Source organism: Leisingera daeponensis DSM 23529, from assembly GCF_000473145.1.
GTDB classification, from domain to species: Bacteria; Pseudomonadota; Alphaproteobacteria; order Rhodobacterales; family Rhodobacteraceae; genus Leisingera; species Leisingera daeponensis.
The window spans coordinates 3,554,421-3,566,897 of sequence record NZ_KI421500.1 but is presented as its reverse complement, the minus strand read 5'-3'; the positions used below and the strand labels follow the sequence as shown (position 1 = coordinate 3,566,897).

Annotated in this window: 14 protein-coding genes; 11 read left to right on the top strand and 3 right to left on the bottom strand. The window is 65.1% G+C overall.

All coding sequences use genetic code 11. The features are described 5' to 3' along the window. Positions 1-133: 133 nt before the first annotated feature. The 5 genes from ettA (at position 134) to DAEP_RS0117850 (ending at position 4,244) form a co-directional block, all read left to right on the top strand. Entirely contained in the window at positions 134-1,789 is a 1,656-nt protein-coding gene (ettA, locus tag DAEP_RS0117865) for an energy-dependent translational throttle protein EttA (RefSeq protein ID WP_008554507.1), read from the top strand. 1 nt (position 1,790) lies between these two features. Further along, on the top strand, positions 1,791-2,729 hold the full coding sequence (locus DAEP_RS24005) for a hypothetical protein (protein ID WP_154665072.1): 939 nt from the start codon (positions 1,791-1,793) through the stop codon (positions 2,727-2,729). A 359-nt stretch (positions 2,730-3,088) separates the two neighbouring features. Next, a complete protein-coding gene (locus DAEP_RS0117860) occupies positions 3,089-3,460 on the top strand; it encodes an eCIS core domain-containing protein (protein WP_027245633.1) in 372 nt (123 codons plus the stop codon). A gap of 155 nt (positions 3,461-3,615) precedes the next feature. Next, the gene (locus tag DAEP_RS0117855) at positions 3,616-3,837 is read left to right on the top strand and encodes a hypothetical protein (protein WP_008555039.1); all 222 of its coding nucleotides are present in this window, start codon (positions 3,616-3,618) and stop codon (positions 3,835-3,837) included. A 176-nt stretch (positions 3,838-4,013) separates the two neighbouring features. Then, positions 4,014-4,244 (top strand): hypothetical protein, encoded by a 231-nt coding sequence (locus tag DAEP_RS0117850; protein WP_027245632.1) that lies wholly within the window; start codon positions 4,014-4,016, stop codon positions 4,242-4,244. Between the two features lie 35 nt (positions 4,245-4,279). Here the strand turns inward: DAEP_RS0117850 and trxC are convergent, their stop codons facing one another. Further along, positions 4,280-4,705 carry a thioredoxin TrxC gene (gene trxC, locus DAEP_RS0117845; RefSeq protein WP_027245631.1) on the bottom strand — a complete coding sequence of 142 codons (426 nt, stop codon included), beginning with the start codon at positions 4,703-4,705 and terminating at the stop codon, positions 4,280-4,282. Positions 4,706-4,937: 232 nt separating this feature from the next. Here trxC and DAEP_RS0117840 point away from each other — a divergent pair, with 232 nt between their 5' ends. Continuing rightward, a complete protein-coding gene (locus DAEP_RS0117840; RefSeq protein ID WP_027245630.1) occupies positions 4,938-5,510 on the top strand; it encodes a L,D-transpeptidase in 573 nt (190 codons plus the stop codon). 208 nt (positions 5,511-5,718) lie between these two features. Next, positions 5,719-5,928 carry a cold-shock protein gene (locus DAEP_RS0117835; protein ID WP_008557431.1) on the top strand — a complete coding sequence of 70 codons (210 nt, stop codon included), beginning with the start codon at positions 5,719-5,721 and terminating at the stop codon, positions 5,926-5,928. Positions 5,929-5,987: 59 nt separating this feature from the next. Here DAEP_RS0117835 and DAEP_RS0117830 read toward each other — a convergent pair whose 3' ends face one another. Continuing rightward, complete coding sequence (locus DAEP_RS0117830; protein ID WP_027245629.1) at positions 5,988-6,629, bottom strand: arylesterase; 642 nt, start codon at positions 6,627-6,629, stop codon at positions 5,988-5,990. Between the two features lie 48 nt (positions 6,630-6,677). Between DAEP_RS0117830 and DAEP_RS0117825 the strand changes: the two genes are divergently transcribed. Together DAEP_RS0117825 and DAEP_RS0117820 are read left to right on the top strand one after the other, a co-directional pair. Then, positions 6,678-7,382, top strand: coding sequence for an ABC transporter ATP-binding protein (locus DAEP_RS0117825; protein ID WP_027245628.1), 705 nt, complete (start codon positions 6,678-6,680; stop codon positions 7,380-7,382). Beyond that, a complete protein-coding gene (locus DAEP_RS0117820; RefSeq protein WP_027245627.1) occupies positions 7,379-9,904 on the top strand; it encodes an ABC transporter permease in 2,526 nt (841 codons plus the stop codon). Before DAEP_RS0117825 ends, DAEP_RS0117820 begins: the two co-directional genes overlap by 4 nt. 20 nt (positions 9,905-9,924) lie before the next feature. Here DAEP_RS0117820 and DAEP_RS0117815 read toward each other — a convergent pair whose 3' ends face one another. Continuing rightward, on the bottom strand, positions 9,925-10,374 hold the full coding sequence (locus DAEP_RS0117815) for an RrF2 family transcriptional regulator (RefSeq protein WP_008558042.1): 450 nt from the start codon (positions 10,372-10,374) through the stop codon (positions 9,925-9,927). 100 nt (positions 10,375-10,474) lie between these two features. On the opposite strand from DAEP_RS0117815, the gene DAEP_RS0117810 reads away from it, so the two are divergent. Together DAEP_RS0117810 and DAEP_RS0117805 are read left to right on the top strand one after the other, a co-directional pair. Next, positions 10,475-11,050 (top strand): gamma-glutamylcyclotransferase family protein, encoded by a 576-nt coding sequence (locus DAEP_RS0117810; RefSeq protein WP_027245626.1) that lies wholly within the window; start codon positions 10,475-10,477, stop codon positions 11,048-11,050. Next, positions 11,043-12,236 carry a DUF2254 domain-containing protein gene (locus tag DAEP_RS0117805; protein ID WP_027245625.1) on the top strand — a complete coding sequence of 398 codons (1,194 nt, stop codon included), beginning with the start codon at positions 11,043-11,045 and terminating at the stop codon, positions 12,234-12,236. Before DAEP_RS0117810 ends, DAEP_RS0117805 begins: the two co-directional genes overlap by 8 nt. Positions 12,237-12,477: the final 241 nt, after the last annotated feature.

Here is a 12,477-nt window from a genome sequence, read left to right as displayed (position 1 = left end):
GCGGGGTGGCGCGGCGGCCTGAACGCGCCGGTGCGGAGCCTGACCCGGCCAGTCCCCGCATCCCTCATTGCCCCCCGTCCCCCCTTCGGCTATCACTCCCGCCAGCAAATTCCCCCCTTAACGGAGCAATCAAATGGCCTCCTACCAGTACGTCTACCACATGCAGGGTGTCTCCAAGACCTACCCGGGTGGCAAGAAATGCTTTGAAAACATCCACCTCTCCTTCCTCCCCGGCGTGAAGATCGGTGTGGTCGGCGTCAACGGCGCCGGTAAGTCCACGCTGCTGAAAATCATGGCGGGCCTCGACAAGGATTACACCGGCGAGGCCTGGGCCGCCGAGGGGGCCAAGGTCGGCTACCTGCCGCAGGAGCCGAAGCTGGACGAAAGCCTGACCGTGCGCGAGAACGTCATGCTGGGCGTCAAGGCTAAGAAGGACATCCTGGACCGCTACAACGAGCTGGCGATGAACTACTCGGACGAGACCGCCGAGGAGATGGCCAAGCTGCAGGACGAGATCGACGCCCAGAACCTGTGGGACCTGGACAGCCAGGTGGACGTGTCGATGGAGGCGCTGCGCTGCCCGCCGGATGACGCGATGCCCGCCAACCTGTCGGGCGGTGAGCGCCGCCGCGTCGCGCTGTGCAAGCTCTTGCTGGAAGCGCCCGACATGCTGCTGCTCGACGAACCGACCAACCACCTGGACGCCGAGACCATCGCCTGGCTGCAGCAGCATCTGATCGACTACAAGGGCACCATCCTGTGTGTCACCCACGACCGCTACTTCCTGGATGACATCACCGGCTGGATCCTGGAACTGGACCGCGGCCGCGGCATTCCCTACGAGGGCAACTACTCCAGCTGGCTGGAGCAGAAGGCGAAACGCCTGGCGCAGGAAGCCCGCGAGGACAAGGCCAAGCAGAAGACGCTGGAACGCGAGCTGGAGTGGATGCGCCAGGGCCAGAAAGCCCGTCAGGCGAAATCCAAGGCCCGTATCCAGGCCTATAACGAGATGGCAGGCCAGTCCGAGCGCGAGAAGGTCGGCCGCGCCCAGATCGTGATCCCGAACGGCCCGCGCCTGGGGTCGAAGGTGATCGAGGTGAACGGCCTCGCCAAACACTATGGCGACAAGCAGCTCATTGAGGGCCTGAACTTCTCGCTGCCGCCGGGCGGCATTGTCGGCGTGATCGGCCCCAACGGCGCCGGTAAATCGACCCTGTTCCGGATGCTGACCGGCCAGGAGCAGCCCGACGAAGGGGCTGTCGAATACGGCGACACCGTGAAACTGTCCTATGTCGACCAGTCGCGCGACGATCTGAACGACAACGACACCGTGTGGGAGGCGATTTCCGGCGGTGCCGAGATCATCGAGCTGGGCGACGCGCAGGTCAATTCCCGCGCCTATTGCTCCTCCTTCAACTTCAAGGGCGGCGACCAGCAGAAGAAACTGTCGCTGCTGTCGGGCGGTGAGCGCAACCGGGTGCACATGGCGCGGCTGCTCAAAGAGGGCGGCAACGTGCTGCTGCTCGACGAACCGACCAACGACCTCGACGTGGAAACCCTGCGGGCGCTGGAAGACGCGCTGGTCGATTTCGCCGGCTGCGCCGTGGTGATCTCGCATGATCGTTTCTTCCTCGACCGGATCTGTACCCACATCCTGGCCTTCGAGGGCGACGCGCATGTGGAGTGGTTCGAGGGCAACTTCGAGGACTACGAAGAAGACAAGAAGCGCCGTCTGGGTCCGGACGCGCTGGAGCCCAAGCGGTTGAAGCACAAGAAGTTTGTGCGGTAAGTTGGGAAACTCGACTTATTCAGATCAAGAGCTTCTTCTGGCCGTCTTACAATCGGATGAAGAACTTGCTGAGCAAGGCTTGCCTTTACGGCAGCGCGAGTGGGAAATTATCCCGCTCGCGCGAGAACGCCTGGGACTTGGAAAGGCGCTTGGACGCTCAATCCTTGCAAGGAAAGACCTTCTTGACAAAAAATTGGGCGCGATACTAAGGGAAATTTATGGAGCACCTGCTTTTATAGGCGCTTTTGGTTTAGGGGTGGTGGCATTCCGAGGTGTAGGCTATCTAGTTAGGCCGCCTCTGATCTTCGGGACTGTTAGAATAGACCCTTTCAAGCACACAGATCTAACTCACCTCCAAGTTCAAATTATTCACTCGAACCACGACCTTTATGAAAGTTGCATTTTTCAGATCGGGGATGCGTTCGATTGCATGTCGGGGATCGGTAACTTTCTTACACTCCATTCGTCATCCAAAAATACTCATTTCAATCAGGCATATCAGCTGGCTACGGAGGCCAGGCGAAATTTCGTCGCGGCTTGTACATTAGCTTCCACAGGCTTAGATGCTCGTGAATGTGTGTTGAGCGCATTCTTGGCGATAGAGCTTTCGGTCAAAGCAGTTTTGGCGTCGAATGGATGGGATGAAAAAAAGCTAGTTAAGCTTTCACACAAACCGGACGACTTCCTCATCGCGTTAAAGAGTGAATTGGAAATGTTGGACTGGCCGAGAGTAGAAAGCGTTCTCACGAGCGCACCGAATTTCGTAAACGTTAGATATGGCAAAGAAGCCTTAGATGAGAGGCAATCACTAGATTTTGTTATTTCCACTCAGTATGTCGTTGCAGAATTGATGCGCCCGCATTGCAGCTCGCAACTACTGCAAAGCTTAGGTGATGAATTTTCACGAAAATTTCCTTTAGCTCGGTCAAAAGAAGATTGAGAGGAGCAGATCTACTCATTGCTCGCCTGCAACGAGATGTATCCGAGGGGCATGCAGCTCCACGCAGAACAAAGCCCGCGCCTGACCTTGGGAGGGCGCGGATGCGCCTTCGTCATGCTGAAAGCATGCCTCCGGTATGACGGGAAGGTCAGGCGCGGGCCGTGCGGCTGTCGCCTCACGCCCCAAGAAGGCAAGACGCCCCCGTCACGTTCTAATACACAAGCCATGCCGCTGTGCGCCGCACCCAAAAGGGTCGATAACTAACCTCTTGGCCATTTCTCCTTTGCCCCGCCCTGCGCTAACATCATGGCAGGCGCCCGTGCGCCATGGGTTGGTTAAAGCGTTGGAAAGGATCCCGCATGGCTTTGAAACCGGAAGAGGTGAAGGCAGAGGTCGAGGCGGCCAAGGGCAAAAAGGCCAAGCGCAAGACGCTGAAGACCGCGCCGGAAGGCACCACGGAAAAGAAGCTGCCCAGCGATCTGCGCAAGGGGCTGGAGGCGCATTTCGGCGGTAATCTGGGCAAGGTGCGGGTGCACAGCGGCGGCAATGCCAAGGATGTCTGCAAGGAACTGAAGGCGCGGGCCTTCACCGTGGGCAACGATATCTTCGTGATGAAGCCCGCTTTTGCCAAGGACAGCGCGTTTCTGGCGCATGAGCTGGCCCATGTGCTGCAGCAGGGCAAGGGCAAGATGCCCAAGGCAAAAGACGGCGTGGCGCTGACCTCGAAATAGGGCGCTGTCAGGGCCTGCCGGCCGCGCTTCGCGGGTGCAGGCGCGGGAAGTTCCGCAATGTTAACTCATCGTAAATACTTTCCCCTGCAGGATGTGCCGCAAGCAAGCGGCTGCAACCGGGCAATCCCGGCCTGCGCAGCGGAACAGGAGGCTTCATGGCTTGGGCAGGCATTTTCCTTGGAATGATCGCGGGGCTGTTCGCTGCAGTGTTCGGATATGCGGCGTTCGGGCTGCCGCTCTGGCTCAGCCTGCTGATGTACCCGGCGGCGGGAACTGTGGTGGCCCTTGCGGTGACCGTTCTGCTGGCCTGGCGCAGCTTCCCCTCCGGCCCTGCGGGCGGGGCAGGCCACTGCTGGCGGGAGGCAGCCGCCGCCTGACCCGGCCAGCGCAGCGCGGCGGCGGGATGCGGCAGAGGCCGGTATTACCACCAAAGGCATAGCGGAAAGCTGATATTTCCACTTATGAGGCGGAAAGCCGCCTCTTTAGCACAGTTGTTTCGCGGTACTCCTGTTCTACCTTTCTGCCAACGATCAAGGCGTATTGGAGACCAAGCATGGCCTGGGTGAGTTCTGTCATAGGGGCGGCTGCCGCCTTGGGCCTGATGCTGGCCGCAGTCCTCCTGGCCGGCTGGCCGGTTTGGATTGCCGTCCTGCTTTATCCCCTTCTGGCCGCGCTTCTGGCATTTGCCGTGATCGCTTCGCTGTCCTGGCGCAACCGCCGCAGCAGCGCAAAAGCCAGCCAGAGGCCGGACAAACCGCAGGGTCTGGGGCAGCGGCCGTTCTGAGCGCGCGGTGCGGCCGGAAGCCTGCGCAGCGCGCCTTAGCCGCGCAGCCAGCTGACGATCTGGCCCTGCCGCATGGCGCCGGCCTGGCGCTTTTTCTCCTTGCCGCGTTCAAAGGCGATCAGGGCGGGAATGCCGCGGATCCGGTAGCGGGCGGCTGCGGACGGGTGATCCTGGGTGTTGAGCTTGACCAGCCGGGCCTGCACGCCCAGCGTCTTGGCCGCCTTGGCGAATTCTGGCGCCATGGACCGGCAGGGCCCGCACCACGGTGCCCAGAAATCCGCCACCAGCGGCAGATCATCGTTTTTCACGGCTTTTTGCAGGATCGCCGGATCCACATCCACCGGCGTGCCCGGCAGCAGCGCGGCCCCGCAGGTTGCGCATTTCGGGCCGCGGCCCAGCTTGTCCTCCGGCACCCGGTTCAGCTGGGCGCAGGCCAGGCAGGTCAGGGTCTTGGCTCCCATGGGTTTGCCTCCTCAAGCAGTCGCATGGCCTTGGTATAGCCGCCCGGCGCCGCGGCGCAAGGCTGCAGGCAGCCGCCGCCGCATAGCCGCAGCCGGGGGCGCGGCGCCGGGATTTGCCGCCTTGGGCGGCGCTGCATGCAACACTTGCCCGCGCGGGTTCGGAAAGCCGTTGACCGGCCGCCGTTCCAACCTGAAGATGAGGGGAACTGCAACAGACTACGGGGAAATGGCCATGATTTCACGCCGCAAGATTCTGAGCTCGGGCACCGCAGCCGCCGCAGCCTCTCTGCTGCCGCTGCCTGCCCTGGCCCGCACAAAAGACCCGGTGGTGTTTGACCCGGCCCCGCAGGAAGTGCGGATCAGGAAGGATTTCGCCCCGGGCCAGATCCTGGTGCTGCCGCGGTCCTATTACCTGTATTTCGTCACCGACAAGCGCAAGGCGATCCGCTATGGCGTGGGGGTCGGCAAGGCCGGGCTGGAATTCACCGGCCAGGCAGTGATCCAGCGCAAGAAGGAATGGCCCACCTGGCGCCCCACCGACGAGATGATCGAACGCGACCCCAGGGCCTATGCGAAATTCGTCGACAATGAGTATATCCAGCCCGGCGGGCCGGACAATCCGCTGGGCGCGCGGGCGCTTTATCTGTTCCAGAACGGGGTGGACACCTACTTCCGCATCCACGGCACCAACCAGCCGCAGACCATCGGCCACTCGGTGTCGAACGGCTGTATCCGGATGCTGAACGAGCATGTGATGGACCTGTACGAGCGGGTGCCGCTGGGCACGGTTGTGACGGTGCTTTAGGCCCCGGCCTGCGGAAATTTGCCGCGAACCCCTGTTTTACACCGCATTTTTCTTGCACCAGAGGGGATTCGCACCCAATTCTGTCACGGCGATGTTACGCGAATGCCATCACTGTGCCTCACCCGGCGCGGTCATGATCATCCGCAAACCTTGCCGGACTGCCGCATAAGCGGGCAGGGAACTGAAGACGACTTAGGAGAAATCGACGATGGCCACCGGCACCGTCAAATGGTTCAACACCACCAAAGGCTATGGCTTTATTGCACCCGAAGACGGCGGCAAGGACATTTTTGTCCATATTTCCGCTGTTGAGCGTTCCGGGCTGACCGGCCTCGCGGACAATCAGAAAGTGACCTATGAGCTGCGCGCAGGCCGCGACGGCCGTGAATCCGCAGTGGATATCGCGCTGGTCTCCTGATCCGGATCTTCCGATCTGCTTTGAAACTTCCAAAACAGCCCTGACGGCCAGGGCTGTTTTCAGCTGCCGATCGCGGCGATCAGCTGCAGGGCCGCCGGCCCCATGGCAGCCGCATTCAGCGCCACGCCGCGGGCGTTGGGATGGATGCCGTCGTCCTGCATGAGGGCCTGCGCCGCCGCAGGATCCCCGCCGGCTTCTGCCGCCATGCCCGCAAAGGCATCCGGGTGCAGCACCGCGCCGAACTCTGCCGCCAGCTCCGGGTAGATCGCGTCAAACGCCTGCTTGTAGTCCGGCCCGTAGTTGCGCGGGGCTTTCATGCCGATCAGCAGGACCTCGATCCCCTTTGCCTCCGCCGTCTGCAGGATGCGGGTCAGGTTGGCGCGCGCCTCCTGCGGCTCAAGCCCGCGCAGCATGTCATTGCCGCCCAGGAGCACGATCAGCCCGTCGGGGTTGTCTGACAGGGTCCAGTCGGCCCGCTCTGCCCCGCCGGCCGTGGTGTCCCCGGAAACGCCCGCATTCTGCAACACGACCTCGGCGCCGTTTTCGTTCAGCCAGCGTTCCAGCTGCGGCACCAGCCCCTGCCCCTGCGGCAGCCCGTAGCCCTGCACCAGGCTGTCGCCCAGGGCGGTGATCCGCAGCGGATCCGCCCAGGCGGGGGCGGTGAAAAGCAGCAAACTCAGCAGTGCCAATGTCTTGTGCATGGCGGCAAACACTCCATATCCGTTAGGTGCACCCAACAGGCAGGCCCGATGACCGATCAAAAAAGCCCCGTTCTTCACCTCTTAGATGCGAGTTTGACCCTGAATAGCAATACCGGCCCGGTGGAGATCTTGCACGGAATCTCGCTGGACGTGCGGCAGGGGGAGACTCTGGGTCTGGTAGGGCCGTCCGGATCGGGCAAGTCGTCGCTGCTGATGCTGATGGGCGGGCTGGAGCAGGCCACCGGCGGCCGGGTGACGGCCCTGGGCGCGGATCTGACCGCAATGGATGAGGACGCGCTGGCCCGGTTCCGCCGCAACAACATGGGGGTGGTGTTCCAGAGCTTTCACCTGATCCCGACCATGACCGCGCTGGAAAACGTGGCGACGCCGCTGGAGCTGGCGGGCGTCAAGGATGCCTTCCCCCGCGCCCAGGCAGAGCTGGAGGCGGTGGGGCTGGGCCACCGGGCCGGCCATTTCCCGGCGCAGATGTCGGGCGGCGAGCAGCAGCGGGTGGCGCTGGCGCGCGCCCTGGCGCCGCGGCCTGCGATCCTGCTGGCGGATGAGCCGACCGGCAACCTGGACGAGGCCAATGGCCAGGCGGTGATGGATCTGCTGTTCGGGCTGCGCGACCGCTACGGCGCGACGCTGGTGATGGTCACACATGCGCCGGAGCTGGCGGCGCGCTGCGACCGGGTGGTGCGGCTGCGCGACGGGCGGATCGACGGAGACGCCGCGCGCGAGGCGGCCGAATGAGCGGCTCCGCCCTCCGCCTGGCCTGGCGCTTTGCCCTGCGGGAGCTGCGCGGCGGGCTGAAGGGCTTTCGCATTTTCCTCGCCTGCCTGGCGCTGGGGGTCGGGGTGATCGCCGCCATCGGCTCCGTCCGCGCGTCGATCGAGACCGGGCTGGAGCGCGAAGGCGCCACGATCCTGGGCGGCGATGCGGAGCTGAATTTCACCTACCGGTTTGCCAACGAGGATGAGCGGGACTGGGTGGAGCGGACGGCGCTGCGCCATTCCGAAATTGCCGAATTCCGCTCCATGGCCACGGTGGGCGAGGAGCGCGGGCTGACCCAGGTGAAGGCGGTGGACGGGCTTTATCCCTTGAAGGGAGAGATGAAACTGGCCCCTGACATGCCGCTGGATGCTGCGCTGGCCGGTGCGGACGGCCTGCCCGGCGCGGTGATGGACCGGGTGCTGGCGGACCGGCTGGGATTGCAGCCGGGGGATGTTTTCCGGCTGGGCACCCAGGATTTCCGCCTGATGGCAATGATCGCGCTGGAGCCGGATGCCGCGGCCTCCGGTTTTGAGCTGGGGCCGCGCACGATGGTGCGGACAGCGGATCTGGGAGAGTCCGGCCTGCTGGAGCCGGGCACGCTGTTTGACACCAAATACCGGATGGAGCTGCCGCCGGGCAGTGATCTGGCCGCCGTGCAGGCCGAGGCCGAAGGGCTGTTTGAGACCACCGGAATGCGCTGGCGCGATGCCAGGAACGGCGCGCCGGGGATCACCGCCTTTGTAGAGCGTCTGGGCGGGTTCCTGGTGCTGGTGGGCCTCTCGGGCCTGGCTGTGGGCGGGGTTGGCGTCTCTGCCGCTGTGCGGGCCTATCTGGCGACCAAGACCGCAACCATCGCTACGCTGCGCACGCTGGGGGCGGAGCGGCAGACGATTTTCCTCACCTACTTTCTGCAGATCGGCGCGCTGACGCTGGTGGGTGTGGGCATCGGCTTGGTGCTGGGGGGGCTGGGGCCGCTGCTGCTGGGGCCGCTGATTGCGGCGCAGCTGCCGTTTCCGGCGGTGTTTTCGCTCTACCCTTCGGCGCTGGCAGAGGCCGCGGTCTATGGCGTGCTGACCGCTTTCATCTTTGCGCTCTGGCCCTTGGCGCGGGCCGAACGCATCCGCGCGGCCTCGCTGTTCCGCGATGCCTTTGCCAGCCGCACCCGGCTGCCCGCGCCGCGCTATCTGCTGGCGACCGCGCTGGCGCTGGCGGCGCTGGTCGGGCTGGCGGCGTGGTTCAGCGGTTCGGCGCAGCTGACGCTTTGGACCGCGGGCGGGCTGATGGGCGCACTGCTGGTGCTGCTGGGTGCCGCGCTTGCCATCGGTTTTGCGGCGCGCCGCGGCACCGGGGCCGCCCGCGGGCGCCCTGCCCTGCGGTGGGCGCTGTCGTCCATCGGCAGCGCGCGCGACGGCGCGGTGCCTGCGGTGCTGGCGCTGGGGCTGGGCCTGACCGTGCTGGCGGCCATCGGCCAGATCGACGGCAACATGCGCCGGGCAATTGCCGGCAACCTGCCCGATGTGGCGCCGTCCTATTTCTTCGTCGACATCCAGCGCAGCCAGATGCCTGCCTTCCTGGAGCGGGTGGAGAACGACCCCTCCGTCACCCGGGTGGAAAACGCGCCGATGCTGCGCGGGGTGCTGACCCGGATCAACGGCCAGCCTGCGACAGAAGTTGCGGGCGATCACTGGGTGGTGCGCGGCGACCGCGGCATCACCTATGCCGCGGCCCGGCCCGGCAGCACCGAGATCACCGCCGGCGCGTGGTGGCCCGACGATTATGCAGGTGATCCGCAAATCAGCTTTGCCGCCGAGGAGGCCGAGGAACTGGGGCTGAAGCTGGGGGACACACTGACGCTGAACATCCTGGGACGTGACATCACCGGCACCATCACCAGCTTCCGCAACGTGGATTTCTCCACCGCGGGGATGGGGTTTGTGATGGTGCTGAACGAGGCCGCGCTGGCCGGCGCGCCGCACAGTTTCATTGCCACCGTCTATGCCGAGGAGCAGGCGGAGGCGGCGATCCTGCGCGATCTGGCCCGCGAGATGCCGAATATCACCGCCATCCGGATGCGGGATGCCATCGACCGGGTGTCGGACATCCTGCGCCAGCTGGCCGCCGCCACTGCCTATGGCGCCGCAGCGACGCTGCTGACCGGGTTTCTGGTGCTGCTGGGCACCGCCGCTGCCGGGGAGCCTGCGCGCCGGTATGAGGCCGCGCTGCTGAAAACGCTTGGCGCACCGCGCAAGCAGATCCTGGCAAGCTTTGCCCTGCGCTCTGCCCTTCTTGGGGCGGCCGCCGGGCTGGTGGCGCTGGCGGCAGGCATCGCCGGGGCCTGGGCGATCAACGCCTATGTGTTCGAGACAGGGTACACGGTGATCTGGCCGAACGCGGTGATGGTCATTTCCGGCGGGGTGCTGACCACGCTGCTGGCCGGGCTGGCCTTTGCGCTGCGGCCGCTGGCCGCCAAACCGGCCCGGATCCTGCGGGCCCGCGAATGATCAGCTCTGCGGCAGGCCGTTCAGCGGGAGCCGCAGGACACCGGCTGCAGGATGCGCAGCAGATCGTGGTTGTCGCAGACCAGCGCTTCCAGGGAAATGTCATCCAGCGAGGCATAGAACGCTTGCGCGGCGTCGGCCAGCGCCACCTTCAGGCGGCAGGCCCCCGCCAGCGGGCAGGTGTTGTCCGCATCGGCAAAGCATTCCACCATCGGCAGGTTGCCCTCGACATCCCGGAACACGTCACCGATCCGGATCTCCGCCGCGGGCCGGCCCAGGTTCATGCCGCCGTTGCGGCCGCGCTGGGTCGTCAGGTAGCCCAGCTGGCTCAGCTGGTTGATCACCTGCGCCAGGTGGTTTTCCGAGATGTTGCAGCATTCGGCAATCTCGGCCTTGGTCACCAGGCGGTCTTCATGCGCAGCGCAATACATCAGCAGCCGCACCGCAATGTTGGTCCTTTTGGTAATCCGCATGGGTCGCTCCCGCAGCTATGGTGCATCGCTTATTGCACACGGGAGGAAAAAGCGGTTTGACATACATCAATAACCGGAATTGCAGCGGAAAGGCGCGCTGATGACGGCTCCTTACTTCTTTGGCTACGGCAGCCTGGTGAACACGGCGACGCATGGCTATGGCGGCGCGCAGCCGGCCCGGCTTAGCGGCTGGCGGCGCGCCTGGGTGCATACGGGCCTGCGCGAGGCGGCGTTTCTGTCGGCAGTGCCTTGCGAGGCCAGCACCATCGGCGGGCTGATTGCCGAGGTGCCGGGCGCCGACTGGGCGGCGCTGGACGAACGCGAGTTCGCCTATGAACGTCTGCCCGCATCCGGCAAGGTGCAGCACGGGCTGCCGGGATCGCCGGAGATTTCCGTCTATGCGGTGGCTGCGGACAAGCAAAACGGCGCCACCGAGCAGCACCCGATTCTGCTGAGCTATCTGGATGTGGTGCTGCAGGGCTATCTTCAGGTGTTCGGCGAGGCGGGCGTGCTGGATTTCATCGCCACCACCGATGGCTGGGACGCGCCCCTCCTGGATGACCGGGCGGCGCCCCGCTATCCGCGCCACCAGCGCCTGAGCCGGACGGAGCGCGCTCTGTTCGACGATCTGATCGACAGCACCGGCGCGCGCAGGATAAGCTCCGCTCATGATTGAGCAGTTTCTTTTGCACCTCAGGCGGATTGCCCGCAAGCTCTGGTTCCGGGTGGTTCTGATTTCCGTGCTGTCGCTGCTGGCGCTGCTGCTGGCACCGCTGGCCAAACCGCTGCTGCCCGACAGCCTGAGCGAGGACTTCGGGCGCGAGGCGGTGCTGCCGGTGCTGACGATCCTGGCGTCGGGCATGCTGGCCGTCACCACCTTTTCGCTCAACGTCATGGTCAGCGCCTACCGCACCGCTGCCTCGATGGCGACGCCGCGGGTCTACCGGCTGCTGCTGGAAGATACCGTGACCCACCGGGTGCTGGCGACATTTGTGGGCGGGTTCATCTTCTCGCTCAGCGGCGTGATCCTGTTCCGGGCGCGGTATTACACCCCTGAAGGCGCGCTGGTGGTGTTCGGCATCACCATCGTGGTCGTGTTCCTGATCGTCGGCGCGATCCTGCGCTGGATTGATCACCTGTCCGGGCTGGGCAGCATGGACCATACGCTGCGGCTGATCGAATCCCGGACCCGCGACAGCATGCGCGCGCGGCTCGACGCGCCCTGCCTGGGCGGCCAATGCTCTGACAGCGGCGGCGTTCCCGCCGGTGCGGTGGTCATCCCGGCCGCCCGCAGCGGCTTTGTGCGCTTTGCCGGGATGGCGCAGCTGGACGAGCTTGCGCAGGAGGCCGGCACCGAGATCACCCTGGCACGCGCGCCCGGCGAATACATCCTGCGCGGCCAGCCGGTGGCCTGGGCCACGGGCGGAGACAACGACTTCTGCAAGGCGGCCTCGAAGGCGGTCGACATCGGAGACGTGCGCAGTTTCGATCAGGACCCGTCCTTTGGCCTCACCCTGCTGGCGGAGACGGCGCAGCGGGCGCTGTCACCCGGCATCAATGATCCGGGCACCGCGATTGAGGTGATGGGACGGCTGGGGCGGCTGCTGTGGGAAACCATGCCCGCCGATGAGATCAGCAGCACCCGGAAGCCGGACTTTCCCAACGTGAAGGTGCCGCCGGTGACCGCGCGCCACCTGCTGCGCTGCGCCTTCCCGCCGATTGCCCGCAGCGGCAGCGAGTCCCCCTCGGTCATGGGCTGGATGCAGAAGACCCTGGAGGAGCTGGAAAGCCACTCCAACCCGGAAATGGCCAAGGCGGCGGCGGAGATGCGCAAGGAGCTTGGCGAAGGCGGCAGCGGCTGATCCGCTAGCGCCTCCCGGCGGGCGGTCCGCTGTTTTCCTGCGGTGCTGCGGCGCTCTCCCGCCTGTTCAGGCGCAGGCAAGCTGCCCCTTTGCCCAGTTGGGCATGGCACCGCGCCAAGGCGCGGTGCCGCGCCGCGCATCCGCGCGGCGCCCGGCCCAACCGCAGGGGATGCATCTGCGATGCAGCTCCGGCGGACGGGAGCGCCGCCGTCCCGCCCCTTGACGGAACCGCACGAAAAAA

What these genes read in the sequence shown, in the direction of transcription:
- ettA (WP_008554507.1), top strand. Translation starts at nt 134, where the DNA reads ATGGCCTCCTACCAGTACGTCTACCACATGCAGGGTGTCTCCAAGACC.
- DAEP_RS0117860 (WP_027245633.1), top strand. Translation starts at nt 3,089, where the DNA reads ATGGCTTTGAAACCGGAAGAGGTGAAGGCAGAGGTCGAGGCGGCCAAG.
- DAEP_RS0117855 (WP_008555039.1), top strand. Translation starts at nt 3,616, where the DNA reads ATGGCTTGGGCAGGCATTTTCCTTGGAATGATCGCGGGGCTGTTCGCT.
- DAEP_RS0117850 (WP_027245632.1), top strand. Translation starts at nt 4,014, where the DNA reads ATGGCCTGGGTGAGTTCTGTCATAGGGGCGGCTGCCGCCTTGGGCCTG.
- trxC (WP_027245631.1), bottom strand. Translation starts at nt 4,705, where the DNA reads ATGGGAGCCAAGACCCTGACCTGCCTGGCCTGCGCCCAGCTGAACCGG.
- DAEP_RS0117840 (WP_027245630.1), top strand. Translation starts at nt 4,938, where the DNA reads ATGATTTCACGCCGCAAGATTCTGAGCTCGGGCACCGCAGCCGCCGCA.
- DAEP_RS0117835 (WP_008557431.1), top strand. Translation starts at nt 5,719, where the DNA reads ATGGCCACCGGCACCGTCAAATGGTTCAACACCACCAAAGGCTATGGC.
- DAEP_RS0117830 (WP_027245629.1), bottom strand. Translation starts at nt 6,629, where the DNA reads ATGCACAAGACATTGGCACTGCTGAGTTTGCTGCTTTTCACCGCCCCC.
- DAEP_RS0117825 (WP_027245628.1), top strand. Translation starts at nt 6,678, where the DNA reads ATGACCGATCAAAAAAGCCCCGTTCTTCACCTCTTAGATGCGAGTTTG.
- DAEP_RS0117820 (WP_027245627.1), top strand. Translation starts at nt 7,379, where the DNA reads ATGAGCGGCTCCGCCCTCCGCCTGGCCTGGCGCTTTGCCCTGCGGGAG.
- DAEP_RS0117815 (WP_008558042.1), bottom strand. Translation starts at nt 10,374, where the DNA reads ATGCGGATTACCAAAAGGACCAACATTGCGGTGCGGCTGCTGATGTAT.
- DAEP_RS0117810 (WP_027245626.1), top strand. Translation starts at nt 10,475, where the DNA reads ATGACGGCTCCTTACTTCTTTGGCTACGGCAGCCTGGTGAACACGGCG.
- DAEP_RS0117805 (WP_027245625.1), top strand. Translation starts at nt 11,043, where the DNA reads ATGATTGAGCAGTTTCTTTTGCACCTCAGGCGGATTGCCCGCAAGCTC.